This is a genomic window from Microcoleus sp. bin38.metabat.b11b12b14.051 (assembly GCF_013299165.1).
Classification (GTDB): domain Bacteria; phylum Cyanobacteriota; class Cyanobacteriia; order Cyanobacteriales; family Microcoleaceae; genus Microcoleus.
Genome location: NZ_JAAFKD010000002.1, coordinates 177869 through 202437 on the forward strand (window position 1 = coordinate 177869; position 24569 = coordinate 202437).

Consider the following 24569-nt stretch of genomic DNA (forward strand, 5'->3'; position numbering starts at 1 on the left):
AACACTTACACTTTTAACACACCATTCATTGAGGAGTGTCTATGAATAGTCTATTTTCCAAGTCTGCTTTTGCGTTAATAAATCTTGCAGCTTTAGCTGTTTGTTGCGGCACCCTGCCAGCGAAAGCTGAAACAGGCAACTTGCCCGAACTCGGTACAACCGCAAATGCGGCAGCTCAAAATATTGACCAAATTTCTGAGCCTGCGGCAACTCCAGCAGTTACACCAGATGCCGAAACAACGGCTAGTAATACAAAAATTGATTCTATCAGTTCGATCGACCTCACAGCAGCGGTAGAGCCAGCAGCCCCCACGCCAGCAGCCAACTCGATCGCCTCTGTTGCAGCACCGCCCGCATCCGCAGCCACAACATCGGATATTGCTGGGACTGAAACTGTGCAAAATACATCCGTTGCTGCTGAAGCAGAAAAGTCGGAACAAACACCTAAAATTGCTGATAATAGCGTTAGAGTGCAGCCCGCGGTGGAAACTGCCGAAAAGAGCGATCGACCTACCTCAATTGTTGCCGATCGCCCTAATTCGGAACTGACAGCAGCCAAGGAAGAAAAAGAAGTCAAAACAGCACGAGAAGTGTTAAGCAATCCTGTCAGCACTTCGGCTTCATCTCTGACAAACCAACCAAAAATTGCCCAAAAACCCGCAACAGTCTCTGACAAATCTCAGATATTGGCTCAACCAGGCACCACCATCAGACCCGGCCGAGCTACGCGTTCTGGCCCCAGCTACGTCGGGATTGGCGGTAATATAGGTTTTGGCGGAGATTCAGCCCTAGGCGACACTTCCTTTGCGATTATTAGCAAAATTGGTTTGACAAGCAATTTCTCGGTGAGACCTAGTGTTTTGTTCCGCGACAACTTAACTGTTCTACTTCCCGTTACCTACGATTTTGTATCTCAAGATGCTGTCGAAGTTAGCGATGACTTTGTGATTACCGCTGCTCCTTATGCAGGTGCCGGCGTGGTACTTTCGACCGGCGATAACGGTCATTTTGGGTTCCTGATTACAGGGGGTATCGATGTACCGCTGTCCAGAAATTTTACAGCCACAGCAGGGCTGAATGTGGGTTTTCTCGACGGAGCTGAAGTGGGATTGTTAGTCGGTGTCGGCTATACTTTCCCAAATATTGTCAGATAGTTTTAGCTGTTTGAGCAAGCGCACGACAACTAAATAGACACTGGGTTGGCTGTAGCAATACAGTCAACCCTTTTTGATGGTGGCAAATTCCCAGCAATCAAGGACAGTTTCTCAGTTGACAGTTGACAGTTGGCAGTTGACAGTTGACAGTTGACAGAAGAGCCCCGAGCGGAGTCGAGGGGTTGACGGTTGACAGTTGACAGAAGAGCCCCGAGCGGAGTCGAGGGGTTGACAGTTGGTAGTTGGCTTCGGAGGGGGACTTCTCTCTGGAAGGTAGAGGCTTTCAACCTATTAGATATCTTGCCTAAGTCCTTTCGAGCGAATATTGGAACGGGCCCCAGAGCCGCTTCGACACAAAAAAATATTGGTGTGGAACAGGCCGGAGAGCCTGTTCCTGGCTATTTTTGCAATCTTGTATATTCTGTGTGGCGATCGCATAATGGTGTCGATCGCACTTGCCCGATCGCCCTAGCACCGGCTACAACCAGCAGAATGTCAGGGGCAATCTGGTATCGGATCGCATCGAGGTCGATCGACGGTTTTAAGCTTAATTTGACGCTACGAAAGGTAATGTCGTTTCCCTCGTATCGCACGCATATGCGCCTGTTGGGAGGACGCGACAATGCTGTTTTCCTACTCAGGCTTGGGGGAGGATTTGCAAAATTAACAGGATCGGACAATCGAATTGCTACCTAGCGGTACCTGATTAATCATTCTTGGGAAACTGCACTGCGGTATCCTGACTCCGAGGAGCGGGTAAAAAAATATCTGGATTGAATAACTAGGCAACAGCACACAAATAGTGTTATTTATAAATAGATTGTATGGCGCGATGGCTTTAAATGATTCCTATACAACTGACACTCAAAAATTTTCTGAGCTATCGGGAAGCTGCTTTAGACTTTCGCGGACTTCACACAGCTTGCATTTGCGGGCCTAACGGTGCTGGTAAATCCTCTCTCTTAGAAGCGATCGCCTGGTCACTTTGGGGCTGTTGTCGCAGCGATACAGAAGACGATATTATCCATATCGGCGAAACTGATGTGCGCGTTGATTTCACTTTTTCCACGGGTGGCCAAATCTACCGCGTGATTCGCAACCGCCGCCGCGGACAATCGGGAAGTTTGGAATTTCAAGTCAGCTTGAATTCGGCCCCAACTCAGGATCAACTGAGTTTTCGGACGCTCACGGACAAGGGGCTGAGAAATACTCAGCAGAAAATCCTCGAACATATCAAACTAGATTACGATACTTTTATTAACTCCGCCTATTTGCGGCAGGGGCGGGCTGATGAGTTTATGCTCAAAAAGCCGATCGAACGCAAGCAAGTTTTAGCCAACCTGCTCAAACTCGATCGATACGATACTTTATCCGAACAAGCCAAGGAAAAGTCGAGAGAATTTAAAACCAAAGTCGAAGTCCTCAAACACGGCTTGCAGACAACCCAAGAGCAACTGCAACAAACCGAAGCAATCGCCTCGGAACAAACTCAATTGCAGCAAGCCACCGATTTGCTCTCTTCACAGCAGCAAGCCGACAGCACCGAGTTGCAGCAACTGCAACTCCAACACCACAACCGCCAAACTTGGCAAAAACTCCTCTCCGGCCACCAACAACACCACTACAATATCTCTCAAGAATGCCGCCGCTTGCAGCAAGAACTCGGCGCCGCCAAGCAGCAGCAAAACGAACTGCAAGCCCTGCTCGCCCAAGAAAATGAAATAACAGCAGGAATTGCTTATTTCCACAACTTGCAAGGTACAGAAGAGAGTCTGGGCGAGAAATTTAAATCTGACCAACAAGCCCAAAATCAGCGCCAAAAATTACAAGAACAGCAACGGCAAGAATTGAGCATTTTGCAAAACAAAATTCAGCAGTTGCAAGCTCAATTAGATGTCTTAGAACAAGATGAAAAAGATGTTCTAGAGATTCTCAAACAGCAGCCGGAGGTTGACAAAGGACTCGCGCAGTTGCAATCTGCCCGATCGCGCCTCAACGAGTTAGAGCAACTGCAACTGCAAGTTTCGCCGCTGATCCAACAGCAGCAGCAGATCCAAACAAAGCTCGATCGCGCCCAAGCCGGTTTAACCGCCCGCTTAGCTGAGATCGAGCGACAGTTGCAAGGCCAACAACAGCAGCGCCAACCCCAATTGCAGCAGGAAATCTCGGTCATCGCCAATCAAATTTTGCAGTTAGAAAACAAGCGAGTTTACCAGGAACGAGTTCGCGAAAAAGGCCAAGAAAGGCACAGCTTTCTGGAAAACCTGCAAGCCAAAAGCCGCGACTATCAAACCCGACTCGCTGAAATCGACCAAAAATTGCAACTGTTGCGTAAAAACGAAGGAGAAACTAGCGCCAGTGAAGGTAAATCTGCCAATTTTGCGGAAACTCACCAAGCACATTCGCCTTTAATGGTGCGGGATGCAAATTTTGGGAATTGTCCTTTGTGCGATCGACCTTTAGACGAACATTACTGGAATTTGGTAGTCGCCAAACACCACTCCCAACAGCAGGAAATTTGGAACCAACTGTGGGTAGTGCGGGAACAATTGGCCGTCTCCGAGCGCGAAATTCAAGTGCTCAGACATGAATACCGCGAACTAGAACAGGAATTAGCACCCTATCAAGAATTGCGGGAACGCCGCAGCCATTTACAAGCACAATTGGATGGCCTGGGCCAAGACGAAAACCGCTTGCAAAGTATGCGTCAAGATGCGGGGGAAATCGAGCGGTTGCTAAGCGCCGGCGAGTATGCAGCCGATGAGTGGCGCGAACTCCAGCAAATCCAGCAGCAACTGCAACTGCTCGATTACAGCGATCGCAGTCACTCGCTCGCCCGCAGCGATGAAAAGCGCTTGCGGTGGGCGGAAATTAAACAAGCTCAAATCAAAGACGCTCAACAAAGACTGCTGAAAATTAACAGCCGCCGCCCGGATTTGCAAGCTCAATTGAGCGCCGTACAACAACAGTTTGAACAGCAAAAAAATAGCTCCCCAATCCAGCAGCAAATTCTGTCTTTAGATAGATACATTGCGGAAGTTGGCTATAACTTGGAACAGCACGAACACGTCCGCAGCGAAATGCGTAAAACGCAATTTTGGATCGCCCGCGCCGAAAAACTGATCTCGGCAACTCAGCAGTACCCGCAAGTGCAGCAGCGGGTTGATGAAATCGCAAATTCGATCGCCGTGCGCGATCGCGATTTGCAAGCTGTTACCGCTCAAATCAGTGCGATGAACCACCAGTTACAAGAACATCCCGATCCCGCCGCTCGCATCAGCGCTGTAGAACAAGAAATGGGCCGCCGCCGCCAGCAACTAGACCAGCATTTGGGAAGTCTGGGAAGGCTCCAGCAACAGCAGCAAAATCTGGAAGCTTTGCAGGTTCAGCTCGGAGTTCAAAAAGAGCAAATGCAGGTTGCTAAACGCCAATACAAAGTTTATCAAGAGTTGGGTCAAGCCTTTGGCAAAAACGGCATTCAAGCTTTGATGATTGAAAATGTTTTGCCTCAACTAGAAGCTGAAACTAATCAGGTATTGTCGAGATTGAGCGCCAATCAGTTGCACGTGCAATTTATTACTCAGCGGGCGGCTGCTTCAAAAAAAGCCACTAAATTGATTGACACTTTAGACATTTTAATTGCTGATGCTCGCGGTACTCGCCCCTACGAAACTTACTCTGGCGGCGAAGCTTTTCGGATTAATTTTGCGATTCGGCTGGCGCTGGCGAGATTGCTGTCTCAGCGGGCGGGTACGGCTTTGCAAATGTTGATTATTGATGAGGGATTCGGTACTCAGGATGCTGAAGGGTGCGATCGCCTGATTGCTGCAATTAATGCGATCGCCTCCGACTTCGCCTGCATTCTCACTGTCACCCATATGCCGCACCTCAAAGAAGCTTTTCAAGCCAGAATTGAAGTCACCAAAACTGCTCGGGGTTCGGGGCTGAGCTTGTCAATTTAAAATGGTTGACTGCCGCTATAAAATCAGGAGAAGATCGAAGTAGAAAGCCTCAGTATTTTCACCCTTGGTCTTGTACTTTACTGATACAGTGCGAGCCTCTCCTCGCACGGATCGGAAAACGATCGTTCTGAGTGCCGCGCAGCCAGGATATTATTCTGCTCCCGCCGCCGCCTTTTGGCTGCTGGCTTGGTGAATGGCCCTGAATTAAAATAAGATAATAAAATAACCAGACTGCAAGCTATTTAAAAAAATATTATTGTTCTGTCCGCTCCTGGGGAGCATGGATACTGCGACTGATGACAACAGAATCTTTTCACCTGTCTCTCCTAGAGCGGGCGATCGCCGCGTCGAGCAACAGCATTGTGATTGCAGATGCTACGGGGCCTGACGTACCTATTATCTACTGCAATCCTGCTTTTGAGAAACTGACCGGCTACGCCCCGGAAGAAATACTGGGGCGCAACTGCCGATTTTTGCAAGGCTCTGATACCGATGGCGCCGAATTAAACAGACTCCGTAGCAGTTTGCGATCGGGCACCGAAATTAAGGTAGTTCTCAAAAATTACCGCAAGGACAAAACTGCTTTTTGGAACGAATTAACCGTTTCCCCGGTTCTCGATGGCGGCGGAAAGCTCACTCATTTTATCGGAGTTCAAAATGACGTTACCGCCAGAGTAGCAGCCGAAACAGCCCTGCAAGAAAGCGAAGAAAGGTTGCGGGCGATCGCCACTGCGACTCCTGTTCCCATGCTGATTACCCGCCTGGAAGACAGCACGATTTTGTACGCAAATCCCGCTTTGTGCGAAACTTTCGGTTTGAATTCCCAAAAGCTGATCGGTAGCAAGAAAAGCAACTTTTATGCCGAGGTGAGCGATCGCCATAAATTAATAGAATTAGTCAAACAACACGGCTTTAGCGACAGCGAGCAAATCTGCCTCAAAAAAGCAAACGGCAGTTTTTTTTGGGTAAAAATGTCGATGCGATCGATTAATTTTAACGGCGAAGTAGCAATTTTATCGGCATTTTATGATATTACCGATCGCGTCCAAGCTGAAACAGCACTGCGCCAAAGCGAAGCGAGGTTTCATAAATTAGCCGCCAACGTTCCCGGGATGATTTATCAATTTCAGCTAGCAGCAGACGGTAGTGTGTCATTCCCCTACGTCAGTTCCGGCTGTCGCGAACTCTACGAATTAGAACCAGAGGTGTTTCAAAAATCTGCTATTCGCGTCATCGAAATGGTTCACCCAGAGGACGCGCAAAACTTCCAGGAATCAGTTGCTATCTCAGCTAAAACATTAGAACCTTGGCGGTGGGAAGGTAGAATAGTTTTACCGGGCGATCGCGTCAAGTGGATTAGCGGGGCTTCGCGCCCAGAAATGAACGAAGCAGGTGATATTATTTGGGACGGTTTGTTGATCGACATTAGCGATCGCAAACAAGCTGAATCAGCACTGCGCCACAGCAAAGCCAGATTTCAAAAAATGGCAGCCAACATCCCGGGAATGATTTATCAATACTTGCTGCATCCCGACGGTTCCAATGAATTCATTTATGTCAGTCCCGGCTGTTGGGAACTCTACGAATTAGACCCAGCAAAACTGCAAAAAAACTCAGCTTTTATGTGGTCAGCCGTGCATCCAGACGACATACAATCATTGTCAGAATCTCTAGAAATCTCCGCACAAACTTTACAACCTTGGAAACATGAAGGACGGATCGTCACCAAGTCAGGAAAATTGAAATGGATTCGCGCCACTGCCCGCCCCGAACTGCAACCGGGCGGCGATATACTTTGGGAAGGAGTGACAATCGACATCAGCGATCTCAAGCTAGCAGAAATCGCTCTGGGCGAGTCAAAAATTGCCCTAGAACAAGCCAATCAAGAACTAGAAAAGCGCGTCCTAGAACGCACGGAAGCCTTGCAAAGCTCCCAAAAAATGCTGTGGTTAGTAATCAACAACATCCCTCAGTTTATCGCCTGGAAAGATCGAGATTCAGTTTACCTGGGCGGCAACAAAAATTTTGCCGATGTAGCAGGTTTGAATCACCCGAGTCAAATCGTCGGTCTCACCGACTTCGATCTGCCCTGGAAGCCCGAAGAAACAGAATTTTTTCGAGCCTGCGATCGCCGCATCATGGCAACAAACACCCCAGAATATCACATTATTGAGCCCCAACTGCAAGCCAACGGCACCCAGCGCTGGCTGGATACAAGTAAAATACCTTTGCACGACAGTAACGGCAATGTCGTCGGCATTTTGTGTACTTTTGAAGACCTCACCGATCGCCTTTCCCTCGAAGCCAAAGTCCGGGCCAGCGAAGAACTATTTCGCAAAATATTTCAAGATGCACCCATCGGTATCTACTTAGCTCATTTAAATGATAACAAGTTACTCGAAGTCAATAAAAGTTACTGCGAAATGTTGGGATATACGGCAACAGAATTGCTGGAAAAAACCTATGTAGAGATTGGGCATCCTGAAGACAATCAAAAAAAAATGCAGGTGGCTGCTGCTCTCGCTCGCGGAGAAATTAGCAGCTATCAAATCGAAATCCGCCAGATTGCTGCCACAGGTAAAATTGTTTGGGTAAACGTGACAGCTACTGTGATTCGAGACGGCGAAGGCAAGCCTATTTACAACTTAGGGATGATTGAAAATATTACCAACCGTAAAATTTCCGCAGCCGCACTCCAAGCTTCCGAATCTCAATTGAGAAAACAAGCAGCCCAATTGCAAGAAGCTTACCAGCAGCTCCAACACGCTCAAATCCAATTAGTGCAATCAGAAAAAATGTCGAGCCTCGGTCAGATGGTGGCTGGCATTGCTCACGAAATCAACAATCCCGCAACTTTTATTAACGGCAATATTTCTCATACATCCCACTATTTTAACGATTTAATAGAACTCTTGAATGTCTACCAAAACTGCTACCCGTCCCCCGTACCTCAGATTGCAGAAAAAATTGAACAAATCGAGTTAGATTTCCTCAAGGACGATTTGCCAAAAATGCTAAAGTCTATGACAGCAGGTGTAGAAAGAATCAGCAAAATTGTGCTGTCGCTGCGGAACTTTGCGCGGTTGGACGAATCAGAAATGAAGTGGGCAGACATTCACGAAGGAATTGACAGCACTTTGTTGATTTTGCAGCACAAGTTGAGCAAAAGCTGTGAAAACAAACGGATAGAAATTATTAAAGAATACGGAAAAATCACGAAAATTTACTGTTGTGCGGGGCAGTTAAATCAGGTATTTCTCAATATTATCAGCAATGCGATCGATGCTCTGCAAAATCAAAATGAACCCCGGACGATCGTGATTCGCACGCTGATGAAAAAAGCGGGGTTAAAAAACAACAGTAAAAGCAAAGTCGGTGAGGGCGATCGCCTGGTCATTTGCATCGCCGACAGTGGCCCGGGAATGACCGAAGACGTTCGCAAACGGCTGTTTGACCCTTTCTTCACCACCAAACCGGTCGGGTCTGGCACAGGCTTGGGATTGTCCATCAGCCATCAGATTGTGGTAGAAAAACATAGGGGAAGTTTGCGGTGCATCTGCGCGCCCGGACAGGGAGCAGAATTTTGGATTGAAATTCCCTGCTGAGCGACGGGAAGCGAAGAAGTTTATGTAAAAGTTTCAATATTTAACTTTTAATTTCCCATGACCATCGGTGCTTGTAGTTATCAGGGTTGTGAATTAACGGCACTCAGACGCCGAAATTAATCTCGCTGGCGCAGTGCGCTGATCTGCTGCCCTTATTCGCTAGGCAATTATGCTGAAAAAACTACCTTTATCCTGGTCTCGCTACATTCCAGCCGGGTTGACGCTCGTTTTGGGTGTGGGCCTGTCGGCCCTATCATTTGCTTTGGTTTGGAGTTGGGAGGACAGGCGCCGCGACTACGAAATGCACCGCCGCATTGATGATATTTCGATCGGCATCGAACGCCAGCTCAACTCCGACTTAGATGCAGTTCTCGCCCTCAGCGACTACATGAAAGCCTTTAGCGCCGTCGAACGTTCCTCTTTTACCAGGTTTGTCGGGCGTCCCCTATCCATCCACCCCAGCCTGCAACTGCTGGCTTGGGCCCCGCGCATCCCCAATTCGCAGCGGCGCAGCTACGAAGCCAAAGCCAGAACCGAAACCGACCCCAGCTTCGAGATTACAGAACGCGGCCCCCGAGGAGAACTCCGCAAAGCGGGCGATCGTTCGGAATACTTGCCGGTTTTCTACATGGAACCTACACCCGGAAACGAGACTGTATTCGGCTTTGATTTGGCTTCTCACCCAGAAATTCGCGCCGCGGTCGATCGCTCGCGCGATACTGGAGAAATGATTGTCACCAGCTACCCCGGCATAGCTGAGGTAACTCCTGGAGAACCGGGTCTTTTGGCAATAGTTCCGATTTACGTAAACAGCACTAAACCCACTACCCTCGAATCCCGCCGCCAACTGCTGCAAGGATTTGTACTGGGCGTATTTCGAGGCAAAGATATTTTCCAAACGTCTTTAAAAGGACGCAATACCGACTACCTGAACATTTATCTCGCCAGCGAGGCTCCAGACAAGCAACAAGCCCTGCCGCTGTTACCGCACGGGGGCGATCGCGTTCTCCCAAATCAGGCTGCCCAGAGCCAAATTCAGCAATTTGCGTTGCTGTTCCAATCCGACACCCAACAAGTGCTGACTGCATCGCCCGGTGCGGAAGCAGCCCTCAAGTCAAACTGTCCGATTCTGGACAATCCAGGCCCGGATTATACAGCTTGTCAAAGGCTGCCAAAAATTAGCGGCCGCCAGTGGTATCTGTACGTGTCCGCAACGCCGGAAATTCGCAGCACTCGCAAGCACTGGCGCTCTTGGGGAACCCTGACAATGGGGATGCTGTGGACTCTGCTACCGGTGACATATATGCTGACAGCTTTGAGCCGCACCGCCCAAATTGAAAAGCTAGCCAGAGAAAGAATTCATCAAGCCGAGCAGTTGCAGGCTGCTTACCTACAGTTGGAACTCGAACAAGCTAAATCCGAGCAACTGTTGCTCAACGTTTTGCCGGCAGCGATCGCCCTGCGTTTGAAGGACAATGAACACAATATCGCCGAAAGTTTTGGGGAAGTAACTGTGATGTTTGCCGACATTGTAGGCTTTACAGAGCTGTCGTCGAGAATTTCAGCGACTGCGGTGGTGAAAGTGCTCAACGATATTTTTTCAGCATTCGACCATTTAGCCGATCGCCACGGATTAGAGAAAATTAAGACTATTGGTGATGCTTACATGGTTGTCGGCGGTTTACCTACGCCACGAGAGGATCATGCGGAGGCGGTGGCGAATATGGCGATCGATATGCTACACGAAATCCGGCTTCTGAGCTTAGATCATTCCGAACCATTCAGCATTCGGATCGGAATTAGCAGCGGCCCAGTAGTTGCCGGCGTCATCGGCTTAAAAAAGTTTATTTACGATTTGTGGGGCGACACAGTAAATATTGCTTCGCGCATGGAATCCCACGGGATAACAGGCTGCATTCAAGTCACTGCCGAAACCTATGAAATATTAAAAGATAAATATACTTTTCAGAAGCGGGGCGCCATTCAAGTTAAGGGCAAGGGATACATGGTGACATATTTGTTGACTGGAAAGAAATAATTCCAGGACGCAGGGTTAGTCAGTCCGATCGATTGACCGCAATCAGATTCGTTCGTTCGTAGTGCGGACTTAAGTCCGCAAAATGCTGCGGACTTAAGTCCGCACTACAAACCGTTTTTGTTACGGTAATCGACTGGACATGATATTATGCGTAAATCCTAGATCCGTTATTTTTTAGCTCGAATTACTAAATCAATTAACTGTTCTCGTCCCCAGAGTTGTACCCCATTCGCTTGAGCCAGTTTATGAGCATTGGATGTAAACTCGCTGTTCGTAATTGCGATCGCATCCTGCGCCCCATAATACTTAACGGCACTCACCACTTCTTGCACGGCGGAATTTCCCACTTTGCCTTGATAGCGTTTTGCCTGAACAACGGTTTTCTTGCGGGCTTTAGAGAGAATCAAGTCCGCACCAAAATCCCCCGTTTTGGGTGTCATTTCGACCGCATAGCCGAGATTGCGGAAACAGCAGGCCAAAAATTCCTCAAATTCTTCTCCCGTCATGCGATCGACCTGATCGATTAAATACCCAATCTCTGGCACTTCTAACCGCGTAGAACCTGCTAAAATCTGCTTAAATTTTTTCAGCAGAATTGCACTCAATTTAGCAGAAGCAGAATGAGAAGAGCGAGAGGAAGTTTGTGATTCAGCATCGATTAACTCAGCAATTTTGGGCAAGTCTAATATCGTAGCAACTTTTAAGATTTTTTTGAAGTTTTGCAGCATACTTGAACTCAATTTATTAGTAGAAGAATCAGAAGATAAAGAGGGAGTTTGTGATGCAGCTTGGACTTCAGTTTGTGCTTCAGTGGGGGTCGATACAGCATCCTGGATCAAAGTTGGCTGGGCTTGTTTTTTCGCTTGCTTTCTTTTGCTCAAAACAGCCCGTTGAATTGTCAGCAAAATTTTTCCCTCTTGTTCATTAATTTCACCGTCAGCCTCGATAATCTCAGTGCATCGCTTTAAAAGTGGTTCGGCAAAGTCAAGTTCGAGTTGTTCGAGTAAAATATCCAACTTGGGAAGCAATTTAGACTTGTTTGTCACAGCTTCAATCTCAGCTAAAGTCCTGGGATTTAAATTCGCCGCTTGTAATTCCGGCAATAACTCATCCCATCGGGTAAATTTTTTGCTCGCATAGACGACATACACCAAAATCCAATCCATCACCGTTTCTTGTGCGATCGCTTTTTCTAAATATTGCTCACTTTCCGCTTGCAATACCTCTCGTAAATCTTCGAGCTTAGTTTCGATTTTCGAGGAATCGAGATGCGCTTCATAAAACCGACAAGCACCGTATCCCATCGCGTAAATCATGGCGGCACTGGCGCTAGCATTAATCACCGCACCCGCTAAGGGAATATTGCTGACAAGGGTAACTCCAGCTTCGATCGCTAAATTGCTACCCAAGGATAAACCGAAAATAGCGACAACTTCTTTTTTGCGATCGCTCGATCGCAAATCCATGCCATAGGCGGCAGCAATTTGATAAACCAACTCAGCAGATAACGCAGTCATTGCCGCTAAATCCATGCCAGCCAACGCCAAAGCCACGCCGGGGACTAAACTGCTAGCCAAGCCAGTTCCTGCCGCTAGCAAGGCTTTTTCCACCATCAAGTGATGTGCGATTTCTTGGGGTTTCTCGTGAGGATATTGGCGCTGTAACTCTCGAACTTGCGCCTCGGCATTCACGACATCAACAGCATCTATAGCATTAACTAACCAGTCGATTTTGAACTTTTCAGTCAGTTTTTTCAGGATAGGACTTTGGGAAATCAAACCGATGGATGAACCCAAAAAATTGGGAACTTGCATTGCTGCACTTCCGGCACTCGCGGCCGCATTCCCCATCGCACTCGCCGTATCAACAATGGCACTTCCGGCACTCGCCGCCGCATTCCCCACCGCACTCGCCGTATCAACGATCGCACTTCCAGCACTCGCCGCCGCATTTCCCACCGCACTCGCCGCCGCATTCCCTACCGCACTCGCCGTATCAACGATCGCACTTCCGGCACTCGCGGCCACATTTCCCACCGCACTCGCCGTATCAACAACGGCACTTCCAGCACTCGCCGCCGCATTTCCCACCGCACTCGCGCTTGCAGAGACGGCTCCGAAAACGGAACCGAACCAATTGGATGTATCCTCTGGTTTAGCCTGCACATCCGATTTGCATTGATCGTTAGTTTCTGCTACTTCGATTACTGATGGAACTTGTTCTGAGTGGGTGCTATCTGTTTTGGTTTCGTTGTTATTTGGCATGGGTTTATACCATTTATAAAAAAGCTGGCTACAAGAAAAATATTAGGTTTGTTTCCTGGGTTATTAAAAATAACAGGTGCGTCGCTATTAGATTCTCGCTCTTTTTTGAGGATTGTCGATGTATCCGCATCCTACGAATTTTGCTAAGATAGAGTAAGATTAAGGTATTCTGTCCTATCAATTCCGGTTGCATCGGAATTAATATTATCCGAAATGAGGACACTGCACGTGCCGTCTCTCTACGGTGATTAATGTAGGGACACTGCACGTGCCGTCTCCTCGCTTATCATGTCTGAGTGCAACAGTCTCTTGATGTCACGCCTGCACCAAATGAGGAAAAACCATGACGACGCTGCTAATTCAAACCGAAAGCATCCCACTGATCGTCAATCTCCCTGCGATCGAATTGATGACTGTTGAACAGTTCTCTGAATTCTGTCTAGTTAATCGCGATTTGAGAATTGAGCGTACAGCCAGTGGAGAAGTTATCATTATGCCACCAGCCTTTTCAGATACAGGGAACCGCAACTTCAAGATTACCATACAATTGGGGAACTGGGCAGAAGAAGATGGCACAGGTGAAACGTTTGACTCCAGTGCAGGCTTTACCTTGCCGAATGGAGCAACCCGCTCCCCCGATGCCTCATGGATTAAACTAGAGCGCTGGAATGCCTTAACTGAAGCACAAAAAGCCTCATTCGCCCCGATTTGTCCAGACTTTGTGATTGAATTGCGGTCTTCTAGTGACACTCTCAAGGGATTGCAAAAAAAGATGCAAGAATATATTGACAACGGTGTATCGCTCGGCTTGTTGATCGATCGCAAAAACAGAAAAGTCTACATCTACCGTCCCGATCGCGAACCTCAAATTTTGGATAATCCTGAAACAGTGAGCGCAGATCCAGAGTTACCGGGATTTGTCTTGCGAATGGCAAAAATCTGGTAATGCGAGATAGTTACATCGGGTGCATCTCATTTTTGCAAATATATTCGTAGGGGCGAAGCATTCCGGCAGTAAATTTCTGGTTATCACTAAGGAGCGCGAATTAAATAACTTACAATAACTTACAATTTTAATTTTTATTGTGGGATGTCCCGCCCGTCCCACAAACTTGTGGAAGTTATTTAATTCTCATTCCTAATAAGTTGTCTGCCAGAATGCTTCGCCCTTGCACTCGTTGAGATGCACCCATTATACCATAATCGCAGACATCAATTCATCCGTCATTTCAAAATTAGCCGTTACGCTTTGCACGTCGTCCAAATCTTCCAAGGCGTCCATCAATTTAAGCAGCGATCGAGCTTTTTCAGGAGTCTCAATTTCCACCGTATTACTCGGAATCCAGCGAGTTTCTGACTGTAAAACTGCAAAACCTGTTTGTTTCAAAACATCAGCCAATTTTTCCAAATTCGGCACGCTTGTAAAAACCTCTGCACCTTCGGTATCCTCATCAATTGATATCAAATCATAGGATTCCGCTTCTGCTTCTAGCGACGCATCAAACAATTGTTCCTCATCAATCGGGCCGCGTACCGTGCAAACTCCTTTGTGGTCAAACATCCAGCCCACACAACCATTTTCGCCCAGATTGCCGCCATTTTTATTAAAAGCTTCTCGCAAGTCAGCCGCCGTGCGATTGCGGTTGTCTGTCAGCGCTTCAATCAGAATCGCTACGCCACCAACGCCGTAACCTTCGTAGCGAATGGCTTCTAATTCGGAACTCCCTCCGGCTAAACCGGCACCTTTGGCGATCGCCCTTTCGATATTTTCACTAGGAATATCTGCCGCCTTGGCTTTTTCAATAGCTGTCCGCAGTTGAAAATTGCCAGCAGGATCGGGAACTCCGCTGCGGGCGGCGACAATTATTTCGCGAGATATTCTAGCAAAAACTTTGCCTTTAGCGGAATCAACTCTCGCTTTTTGGCGTTTAATAGTCGCCCACTTACTGTGTCCAGACATACCGATTTGAGATTTAAGATTTACAACGTGCGATCGACATTAAATGATAGCACTCTGATTTTTACAGACCAGATTAGCGTAGGGTGTGCACTGCACACCTTACCCGTACACATAGCATAGAATGCGATTTTTCGCACGAATGTCAACTTTAATTAAAGCGGACAACGGTTTCAGAGTCCGTGAGGTGAGAAGTATCGCCATGAAGTGCGATCGACCATTCGCTGCGATCGCGCACCACTTTCACCAAACAGCACAAAGCAGCATTAATTTTCGTATTAGCAGGGCCCGCTAGCCCGATCGCACTTCCGACAACCGACGAACCATGACCTACCAATAACATATCCTCAGAAAACTCAGCAGCGAGGCGTTTTGCAGTGTCTCCCGCCCTTTTGAGACAAGCTTCGCCCGTTTCGGGATAACTAACAATACCGCCTTTATAAGAAGCATCAATCCTCGGAAAACGCCTGCACAAATCCTCGACAGATTCAGTTTCCGGCATTTCCGTCATCCAGTCAGAATTCAGCCATTCGCAGAGTCCCCACTCTAGTTTAATGGACAAATCGAGAGCTTCCGCCGCGTAGTTTGCCGTTTGGACAGTACGCAAAAAAGGCGAAGCGAAAATATGAGAAATTCCTTCACCTTTGAGGCGATTGGCGAGTTGTTTAGCTTGGACGTGACCATCTTCGGAAAGGTGGGGGTCATAGCGGTGTTCAGCGCTGAGAAACCAGTCGGGGTTAACGAAGTCGATGCGGTTTCCGTGGCGTGCGATCCAAACTGTTTGCGGCATAAGTTGGTTTTAGTTTTGCTTCTAGATGTAATATTATCGGGACTTACGCACCACGATCAAAGAAACCGGGTTTTTTACTTAATCTGTGGACGACAGCGCAGGATTTTCGGCAAAAACCCGGTTTCTGGCTACCAATGCGTAAGTCATAATTATATCAAAATTAGGTAATTTGATTTGTTGTCAAGTTATTGGTTTGATTTTGTTAACCACAGATGCACGCAGATAGATACAGATAGATGGTGGATTTTGGCAAGGGGTGAAAAGTGCGATCGCTTTAGCTTTTATTGAATTTTTGATAGCCACTTATCCAAGGATAAATTTATCAATGAGTCTATAGAGTGATATGACAAAGTAAGTTCTTTAAATGAATAATAAAAATCATATACTCCAGGAACTACTGTGTTTACCTCTATATCTGCTATATATTCTTCTATACATCTCAATTCTTCATATGTTACCAACTGGGAATTAAGAATTGTTTTATAGGCTTGCCAAGCAGTATCAATATTACTTCGCTTAATTTTTTCATAAATATTCTGCCTTTCGTATTCATTATATTTTTTATAGTTATCTGGATTTAAAATAGCAATCATTTTCCAGCCGCGATATATGATAGTTTTTTTTGTCGCTGATATTTTTCTACCCACTCCACTTTTAACATAACCTTCGATCAATGCCTTGTTATTCCAATTTGTCCAAATTCTTGCTCTGCCAATAGTTTTACTTGTCAGGTTTTTTAATGGCAGCCATAGAAATAAGATTATAGTTCCTTTGCTATCCGAACATAACTCAGCACAGAATTTACTATTTTTACTGTTTCCATTTCCATACTTGATACTCCCAGCCGACACAACTTCTTCCATCCGCTTATCAAAGCTGAGAAGTTTATGCCTAATTTTTAAGATTTCTTGCTGTTGAATAAGCTCGCACTTACTCAAAAGTTTCAAAAGTGCTTTGGGTGGACTCGGTATATTCTCTGTGCTTTCTCTTTCTTGATATGTAATCTTTACTTGTGAAGTATGCCCAGTATCTACATCTTTCAAATGGAGATATAAATTATCCCTATCAGGAACTATCGCAAATTCTAAAAACTCTAAAAGTAGATGATTGTACTTCCTATCAGTAAAACTATCCCTGTGAAAACTAGGCGCAATCGCGACTAAACGAACAGGGCGATCGTAGTTTACTTGGTCGGCAAAAGGTTTGCTCTCTAGCAAAGCATGATAATAACGAGTTAACTGCTGGACGATATATCGATCTTCACCGTTTTTCAACTCCAGCACTGCTAAACTTTTATTGTCATCAACTGCGATGATATCGCATCTTTGTTCGTTAACAGTATATTGCCGCTTGATAAGTGTCAAGCCGAGCAAACTCTCCAAATGAGCTTCGACAAAATCCTCTAAAGCCTCTTCGCTGACAAATTCCCACCCTGTCCCTGTTTTCCTTAAGGCTGCGCTGCTGAGCATTTTGACACTGGTAGATAAAATAGTAATTATTGTCTTCCAGTCCGCGGAGGCGGACATCGTTTGTATAGCCGCGAATTCCATTCGCCGGGTAACTAATTACATTTTTCCCCTAACTCGCAACATCTTATTTCCACCTTTCTGAAACTCATAAGGAGCCTCTTGAACTTCTACACGAAAACTTCTATTTTTCAATTCAGCAATCACCGGATTTAAATGCTCGGATTCCTCCCCGCTAAAACTCTGCAACAGCGGAAACACCCGCACTTCCTTCGCCACCCGACACATTTCTGTAATTGCTTGTAGGTGAAATTCTTCCGAAAGCAAATGAGAATAAGCAAATAAGAAATGGCTGCACAAAGCTAAATCAAATTTACCCTCCTCAAAGGGCAAAACTGGCAACTCAGCAGTCATGTAGCGGCCTTCTTCCAAACCAGAGGGAAAATCTGCTAAAAATTCCTGCATCGCCTTCATCCGCACTTCGCCTAGCTGGTACGGCGACTCAAAATTGTTCCACAGGTAGCCGTCTACATTGGCTTTAACAGCGTCAATTACAGTTTGATATGTTTCTTGGATGCGATCGCCAATTTCCACCGCCGTAAACTGATACACTGGATCGCAAGAAATCACCTTGTTACCTTGGCGAGTCATTTCGGCATTGAAACTCGCCGGCCCGCCGGCACAATCTAGAATTGGTCGCTTGAGGTCACTTGATGTCAAGCTAAACATTCCTATGTATTCATCCAAGCAGCGCCCCCAGGGAATTACTTTATCTAATTTTAGTGACACTTGTCTTTGTCCTGCTGATATAATTATTTAATATAATACCTCAAATAGAGCAGTTCTAAAAAATATCTGGTATTGACCGGCTCGATCTATCAATCGCCCAATTCTTCAATCCCCCAATTCTTCAATCCCCCAATTCTTCAAATCTCAAATCTCAAATCTCAAATCTCAAATCTCAACCTTTACCTGACATTTTTGAGAAAGCTATAAGGCTCATTTTTTGTATCCCATTTCTTTTGCAGGTTGATTTGTATGCCGAGTTGTGTATAAAAAACAATGGTCAAACGAAATCATCATCCAGAGCACCGCGAGCAAGGTTTACAGTTTCTTTACAAACAAGGTGCAAAATTGCCACACAATTTTTATCGTTCCACCTGTGGATTTTGCAGCACAGCGAGGCTACACTGGACAGAACGGAAAATAAACTAAAATCAATTAGCTAAATTGGTCTCGTTCATTGGCAGGCTGCAACCAGGAAAGAAAGATGAAATATACCGTTAAAACCGCTACAAGTCTCAGTTTGTCAGCACTCCTGGTGCTCGGCAGTTCGCTGCCCGGTACAGCTCAGTTGCCGGCCGTCAGAACTCCTGCACGCGCTCCGAATCCAACCCCAAACAGGCCCAGAGTACCGCCACCGCCTCCTGCGGGTTCGAGTTTGCCGATCGGCAATTCTGGTTCGCTGGTACAAGAAGCGGCTTATACTATAGGCCCGGGCGATCGCATTGCTTTAGATATCTTCGGCGTCCCGGAATTCAGCAAAGAATATCAAGTCTTAGTTGACGGAACGCTCAATTTGCCCATTATTCGCAGCGTCTCAATTCAAGGATTGACACTACAACAAGCCGCTAATATAATTACCAAACGATACGAACCCTTCATCAATGTTCCCGTTGTTACCGTGACTTTGGTCGTCGCTCGCCCCCTAAATATAGGTATTGCCGGTGAAGTTACTCGCCCTGGTTCCTACAAAATTAATCCTGTCAGAGAAGGCACCGGAGGAGGTGTAAAATTCCCAACTTTGATGGAAATGTTGCAACTAGCAAAAGGGGTGACATCCGCCGGAGATATGCGAAACGTTCAAATTCGCCGTCCCCGCCGAGGCGGCCCAGAGCAAGTTACTACTGTTAATTTGCAGGACTTTTTAGACACGGGAAATTTGCGTCAAGATGTGACGATTAGAGATGGAGATACCATTTTTGTACCCACAGCCAGCGCTCTCAATACTCAAGAAGTCCGTCAAAGAGCCAGTGCTAGTTTTTCCGCTGATATTACTAAACCAATTGGGGTGGTAATTGTTGGGGAAGTGAACCGCCCCGGGCCTTATACTGTATTTGCTTCGGATGTGCGATCGACCAACCAACAAACAGAATTGAGTTTTGTCTCAATTGACCAACAGCAAGGAGCCGTTGTCGGGCTACCAACGATCACTAGAGCACTCAAAATTGCGGGCGGTATCACTACAGAAGCTGATATTCGTCGCGTGCAAATCCGCCGCCGAGTTAAAGGCGGGAACGAACAAACTATCTTCGTAAATCTTTGGGATTTGCTGCAAAAAGGCGACTCTACTCAAGATATTTTGCTGCAAGAAGGAGATAGCGTGGTTATCCCGACAGCATCTAATGTAGACTTAGCTGAAGTTTCCCAACTCGGAAGTACGAGTTTCTCTCCAAATGCGATTAGCATCAATATTGTGGGGGAAGTGGTCAGACCCGGAGCTCTGGTAGTTAAACCGAGTACATCCCTGCACCAAGCTTTGCTGACTGCGGGCAGTTTCAATCAATTGCGGGCTAAAAAAGACAAGGTAGAACTGCTGCGTTTGAACCCCAACGGTACTGTTACCCGCCGCACTATCGATGTGGATTTTGCTCAAGGGTTGAATCCTGACAATAACCCAACTCTCCGCAACAACGATGTGATTCTTGTGGCGCGATCGGGCTACACTAGGGTCGCAGACAATATCAGCACTTTCTTGCAGCCGATAACCGGAGTTACGAATGTGGTTACTGCTATTACCGGAACTTTTAGTGGGTTTCAAACAACTATAAACACTTTTCAGAACTTATTTTTAGGAGGAGATTTCGAGCGCCGCAATCAAATCCGACAAATTAAATTGCAAGCCGAACAAAGACAGATACAACGTGATGAAAGACAGCGGCAGATTGATCTTCAAAATCAGCAAAATAGAATTCAACAGCAACAACTCGAACTCCAAAGACAGCAGCAAATTCAGCAGTATCAAATTCAGCTCCAGCAACTTGAACTCCAAAGGAAGCAGCAAGAAGATCAGCTTCAACTTCAGCGCCAGCAACTCCAGCAGCAACAGCAGCAACAGCAGGAGCAATTGCAACTCCAGCAGCAGCAATTGCAGCAACAACAGCAGCAGCAGCAATTGCAGCCACAGCAAATTCAGCCGCAAACTACAACTCCTTGATTTGATATGGGGTACAATAACCGCGCTCGGTTTGTAAGCTGTTGAGTATTTTTAAGCTCCGTCAGGGTGGGAGATTCTCGATCGCCACCTCCACACCTCAAAACTGAGGTACCATTAATTTCGCCGTGCTTCTGTCTGTAGAACCAGTTGGATTGCGGTGGGAAATCTCAAATTCCGCACCGGGAATTTGCAGTATCTGTAGGGTGTGGATTCACAGACAATCTCTAAAGAAAAGCGAAAATCTAATAGATCCGCACCTTATACCATTTTTCTAAAGTAGTGTTATACAATCACCCCCCCAACCCCCCCGATGCTTTGGGGGGGCTAAGAGTTCATCTCTAGCAAATCTTTATAAAATTGGTATTACACATTGAAGGAACGAAACAGACCCAACAATTGAAAGCTCAAATTCCCCGCCGGGACTTTTCAGCCGTAATTTAAGCAGATTTGCGATCGAAAAATTTGCGCGTCGTTAACGGAGGATTCAGGATATTTAATAAAACTTTTCTGTATATATCTAAACCTTTGGCATTCAAATGAACGCCATCTATTGTTAAAGCTCCATTCAGTGCTTTTTCCTGATACAATGCTTGTATGCCGCGAGCTTCCACAGGAATATTTTCTTCGGCGGCTACTCGATTGATGAGAACATTAATTTCGTCAACTCGGGCAATTGTTCCTGCAAATTTAGGATTGTAGCTGGCGGCAAGAGTTGAGTAAAAAGCAGGAATCAGAATAATCTGTTTGGTGTCGATCGATCGCATCACGGCGATCGCCTGTTTCAAATTGCTGACAAACGCCTCGTCGCCGATCCCGTACATAGCATCATTGGTGCCGATCGCCACAATCGATTTGTCGCAGCTAAACCCCTGCGGAACTACCTGTTTAAGCTGTTCTAGCAGCGAAACAGAACTCATCCCGCCGATCGCAAAATTAAAGTTTTTTTCTCCCAAAGAATCACCCAAAGCCGAAGAAATAGAATCGCCCCAGACGCAACCTTCATATTGCCGATCTTTAATTTGCTGCACCTGATTGTACACAGAAACTTGCCACCACAGGGCGGAACTCACAGTATCCCCCGCAGGTGGCCCGCTAGCTAACACCCGAAACGGGATGTAAGCGGCAAACAACAAAGCCAAGACTGCCGATATCAATCTAAATTTAACTTTCATGAAACTTGCTGCTACTCTTGCTGCTACTTTAGTTTATGCTATTGCTTTAACCAGCAGTCAGGATTTAGGCAAATTGATCGAAATTGCGATCGCCACAATTCCAGTATTCGATCCGGGCGATTGCAGTCGCGACGATACAAACAAGATAGGGGCGAGTTTGGCCAAAAATCATCAACCCGGTTTCTGCGATAAATCTTGGTTTGGTAGCGAAGTATCTAGTCAGAAACCGGGTTGAGCACCCGCGTGCAGATTATGTAGGTGCGCCATCAGCACCTTACAGTTATCATTGACAAGTCCCCAGCCCTTTCATAGACGGGGATTCATGTATACCACAATTTAAGTCTTACAGGTGCTGACAAATCACCCCTACTAACTCCACGCTTGATCGAGTCCAAGTATTGTTGCTACTTTACGGCCAATATTTGCACACGCATTGCAGTCTGCATTAATTAGCCACCCATTCGCTGTCCGATATAATCCACGTTTAATTCTTGTTCCATTCGCTTTCCACCCTTCGGGTTTCGCACCGAATTTAGGCAGTTCATCGCCATCTATAAAAGAAGTTTTTGATCTGTAGGATTCTTCGGTTTCGACGAATTTTATTCCGTACTATTTGCACAGTTGAGCAATTCTCTCTTTTAACCTACCCGTGGGAATCTGGACAAATTTTTGATTAGTCTTTGTACCCAGATTTATCGAGTCTTTCTGATTTTTGTTCCAGCCAAAAACAACTGTGCCAATTTTGTTGGTTAGACAGTGGTTAACAACTTTACGAGCAGCTTTATTAACTGCATCCCGCATTGTTCTATTTCTGCTTTCCGTCAGCCGTTCCAGTCTTTTTGACCAGAATCCGTTGTCTTTTTCAGACATCAAGGTTGCAACTCGTTTGTTATAGCCTTGATTGATAGACTTTAGATGCCTTCCGTCTACGATGAATGAAGTTCCAATATTGCTGACACAAGTTATCCAGTTGTCCATCCCATGATCAATCATCAACACAGAATCAGCGTTCACATCGGATTGGACAGCTTCTTTTTGGTAAACCAATTCCAGATAGAAACATCCGTTTCTGGGTAAAATTCTGTATTCTCGAATACAAGAATGTTCTAAATTAGATGGCATGGGCAGATAGAACGCATCTATGCCAAACCAAGCTTTAACTTGCTTCCCTAAAGGAAATCGCAACATTCCATCTTTTAATTTGACCGATCTACCTGTAAATGTAACCAGTGCTAATCCGCCTTGCCTGTATCCAGGAAGTCTTGGGTGTTGAGTTACCGTCCCTTCTTTGATTCCTGTTAGCAAGCCTAAATAGGATTTGAAAGATTCAGCAACGCTGGTCAATATTTGCTGTGCCGTATCTGAATAGAAAGCTTTGTAATGAATATTCTGATTGTCCGTTCCTAGAACTTTATGCAGCTTGGCTTTACTCGGTATCGTTCCTGTTTTGAAGAATAGTTGTCGGGCATAGTAAATCCCACAATTCATTAACTTTGAGGCTTCGCTAGATAATAATTCTAGGACTGATTTCAATTCTTTGTCGGGACTAATTACATTTTGCTGGCATCCATACATTTTGTTTTCCTCCTTGGTTTATGGTAGCATATTCTGCTTGATTTAAGATTAAAATATGCTGACCCAAAACCAATCCAAGAAATATTGAAGGCGGTTGAAACCGCAGCCGCGTTCCTCCCCATGTCGTTAGCCCGGGGCTTCCCGCTCGTTTTTCAGTGAGGATTAATTAACCTTTCGCCCCCAACAATTCAGGTTGCAAAACCTGATTTAATTTGCCGCTGCGAAACCCCTCCAAATCCAAAGTCGCGTACACAAAACCAAACTGCTGAAATACCGCCACCAATGCAGGCAAATCCGCAGTTAATACAAAGTCTTGAATCTCCTGGGCCGGCAATTCAATTCGCGCCGTATCTCCATCCGATCGCACGCGCAGATTTTTCAGTCCCAACTCTCGCAAATAGCGTTCAGCGCGCCCCACTCTTTGCAACTTAGCAACGGTGATTTCTTCGCCGTAGGGAAAGCGCGAGCTCAAACAAGGTTGAGCTGGTTTATCCCACCAAGGCAAACCCAATTCTCTTGCTAACTGCCGCACTTCAAATTTAGTCAGCCCGACTTCTGCTAAAGGCGATCGCGCGCCCCGTTCCTTCGCCGCCTGAATCCCCGGGCGGTAATCCTTTAAATCATCAGCATTCACCCCATCCACCACATAAGGATAGCCCTTGGCGAGCGCTAGCGGTTTCAAAGTATCGTGCAGTTCGCTTTTGCAGAAATAGCAGCGATTAACCGGGTTAGAAGTGTAATTAGGATTTGCCATTTCCTGAGTTTGTACTTCCTCATGGGCGATACCAATTTCTGCTGCTTGAATCCGCGCATCTTCTAAATCTTCTGGCAGTAGAGACGGGGAAACAGCAGTCACAGCCAAAGCGCGATCGCCCAACACGTCAAAAGCAATTTTTGCCACCAAAGTGCTGTCAATTCCGCCAGAGTACGCAATCAGCGCCCGTTCCATCTGTGCGAAAATACCTTTTAATTGTTCGAGTTTTTCCATTAACATAATTTCAAGTTTTTGTGACAAACAGATGATCGAGAAAGAAGACTAAAGAAAAAAGACGCAATAAACCATATCTCTATCTCGTTCCATTCTTCCCTCTTCCTACAGTCTGGGGCCTTGCAAATAGTGCGATCGTCAATGGCAGCGCACAAAGCAAGATTAGTAACTGCGAGTGCATCCTGCATTAGTTCTGAATCAGCAGGTACAGACTGGCGCAAAGCACTAGCAATTAAAGGATGTTCTATATTATCCACGGGGTCATCTGGTAGAATAAAATCATCTGGAAGTAGGGGCCAGGTAATTTTTAGTTGCGATATCGGTTTGTGAATTACAGCAGTCATAAGGCACCTCATTTTACAATAAAATTTTGAGTTTTAG

At 46.2% G+C, this 24569-nt stretch carries 17 protein-coding genes; 7 read left to right on the top strand and 10 right to left on the bottom strand.

The window, feature by feature from the left end; all coding sequences use genetic code 11:
• The first annotated feature begins 41 nt into the window (after positions 1-41).
• The gene (locus QZW47_RS03320) at positions 42-1154 is read left to right on the top strand and encodes a hypothetical protein (RefSeq protein ID WP_293123844.1); all 1113 of its coding nucleotides are present in this window, start codon (positions 42-44) and stop codon (positions 1152-1154) included.
• A gap of 398 nt (positions 1155-1552) precedes the next feature.
• Here the strand turns inward: QZW47_RS03320 and QZW47_RS03325 are convergent, their stop codons facing one another.
• A complete protein-coding gene (locus tag QZW47_RS03325) occupies positions 1553-1747 on the bottom strand; it encodes a hypothetical protein (RefSeq protein ID WP_293123847.1) in 195 nt (64 codons plus the stop codon).
• Between the two features lie 249 nt (positions 1748-1996).
• On the opposite strand from QZW47_RS03325, the gene QZW47_RS03330 reads away from it, so the two are divergent.
• The 3 genes from QZW47_RS03330 (at position 1997) to QZW47_RS03340 (ending at position 10759) form a co-directional block, all read left to right on the top strand.
• A complete protein-coding gene (locus QZW47_RS03330; RefSeq protein ID WP_293123850.1) occupies positions 1997-5116 on the top strand; it encodes an AAA family ATPase in 3120 nt (1039 codons plus the stop codon).
• A 296-nt stretch (positions 5117-5412) separates the two neighbouring features.
• Entirely contained in the window at positions 5413-8721 is a 3309-nt protein-coding gene (locus QZW47_RS03335) for a PAS domain S-box protein (RefSeq protein ID WP_293123853.1), read from the top strand.
• Positions 8722-8890: 169 nt separating this feature from the next.
• Positions 8891-10759, top strand: a complete 1869-nt coding sequence (locus QZW47_RS03340; protein WP_293123856.1) for an adenylate/guanylate cyclase domain-containing protein — start codon at positions 8891-8893, stop codon at positions 10757-10759.
• Positions 10760-10926: 167 nt separating this feature from the next.
• Here the strand turns inward: QZW47_RS03340 and QZW47_RS03345 are convergent, their stop codons facing one another.
• Positions 10927-13023 (bottom strand): restriction endonuclease, encoded by a 2097-nt coding sequence (locus QZW47_RS03345; RefSeq protein WP_293123859.1) that lies wholly within the window; start codon positions 13021-13023, stop codon positions 10927-10929.
• 343 nt (positions 13024-13366) lie between these two features.
• On the opposite strand from QZW47_RS03345, the gene QZW47_RS03350 reads away from it, so the two are divergent.
• On the top strand, positions 13367-13969 hold the full coding sequence (locus tag QZW47_RS03350; protein WP_293123862.1) for a Uma2 family endonuclease: 603 nt from the start codon (positions 13367-13369) through the stop codon (positions 13967-13969).
• Positions 13970-14215: 246 nt separating this feature from the next.
• On the opposite strand, the gene QZW47_RS03355 is transcribed toward QZW47_RS03350, so the two are convergent.
• The 4 genes from QZW47_RS03355 to QZW47_RS03370 form a co-directional block, all read right to left on the bottom strand.
• The gene (locus tag QZW47_RS03355) at positions 14216-14983 is read right to left on the bottom strand and encodes a YebC/PmpR family DNA-binding transcriptional regulator (protein WP_293123865.1); all 768 of its coding nucleotides are present in this window, start codon (positions 14981-14983) and stop codon (positions 14216-14218) included.
• 148 nt (positions 14984-15131) lie between these two features.
• On the bottom strand, positions 15132-15770 hold the full coding sequence (locus QZW47_RS03360) for a histidine phosphatase family protein (RefSeq protein ID WP_293123868.1): 639 nt from the start codon (positions 15768-15770) through the stop codon (positions 15132-15134).
• 281 nt (positions 15771-16051) lie between these two features.
• Entirely contained in the window at positions 16052-17239 is a 1188-nt protein-coding gene (locus QZW47_RS03365; RefSeq protein WP_293123871.1) for an endonuclease NucS domain-containing protein, read from the bottom strand.
• Positions 17240-17335: 96 nt separating this feature from the next.
• Complete coding sequence (locus QZW47_RS03370) at positions 17336-18025, bottom strand: class I SAM-dependent methyltransferase (RefSeq protein ID WP_293123874.1); 690 nt, start codon at positions 18023-18025, stop codon at positions 17336-17338.
• A gap of 481 nt (positions 18026-18506) precedes the next feature.
• Here QZW47_RS03370 and QZW47_RS03375 point away from each other — a divergent pair, with 481 nt between their 5' ends.
• Positions 18507-20453: a polysaccharide biosynthesis/export family protein gene (locus QZW47_RS03375; protein WP_293123877.1), complete on the top strand. Its 1947-nt coding sequence runs from the start codon at positions 18507-18509 to the stop codon at positions 20451-20453.
• A gap of 437 nt (positions 20454-20890) precedes the next feature.
• Here QZW47_RS03375 and QZW47_RS03380 read toward each other — a convergent pair whose 3' ends face one another.
• The gene (locus tag QZW47_RS03380; protein WP_293123880.1) at positions 20891-21625 is read right to left on the bottom strand and encodes an SGNH/GDSL hydrolase family protein; all 735 of its coding nucleotides are present in this window, start codon (positions 21623-21625) and stop codon (positions 20891-20893) included.
• Between QZW47_RS03380 and QZW47_RS03385 the strand changes: the two genes are divergently transcribed.
• The gene (locus tag QZW47_RS03385; RefSeq protein ID WP_293123883.1) at positions 21624-21860 is read left to right on the top strand and encodes a hypothetical protein; all 237 of its coding nucleotides are present in this window, start codon (positions 21624-21626) and stop codon (positions 21858-21860) included. The two genes, QZW47_RS03380 and QZW47_RS03385, sit on opposite strands and share 2 nt — an antisense overlap.
• Before the next feature lie 374 nt (positions 21861-22234).
• Here QZW47_RS03385 and QZW47_RS03390 read toward each other — a convergent pair whose 3' ends face one another.
• The 3 genes from QZW47_RS03390 to QZW47_RS03400 form a co-directional block, all read right to left on the bottom strand.
• Positions 22235-23200: a transposase gene (locus QZW47_RS03390; protein WP_293123886.1), complete on the bottom strand. Its 966-nt coding sequence runs from the start codon at positions 23198-23200 to the stop codon at positions 22235-22237.
• Between the two features lie 166 nt (positions 23201-23366).
• Complete coding sequence (larE, locus tag QZW47_RS03395) at positions 23367-24194, bottom strand: ATP-dependent sacrificial sulfur transferase LarE (protein ID WP_293124402.1); 828 nt, start codon at positions 24192-24194, stop codon at positions 23367-23369.
• Positions 24188-24532 carry a hypothetical protein gene (locus tag QZW47_RS03400; RefSeq protein ID WP_293123889.1) on the bottom strand — a complete coding sequence of 115 codons (345 nt, stop codon included), beginning with the start codon at positions 24530-24532 and terminating at the stop codon, positions 24188-24190. The genes larE and QZW47_RS03400 overlap by 7 nt, the downstream gene beginning before the upstream one ends.
• Between the last annotated feature and the right edge of the window lie 37 nt (positions 24533-24569).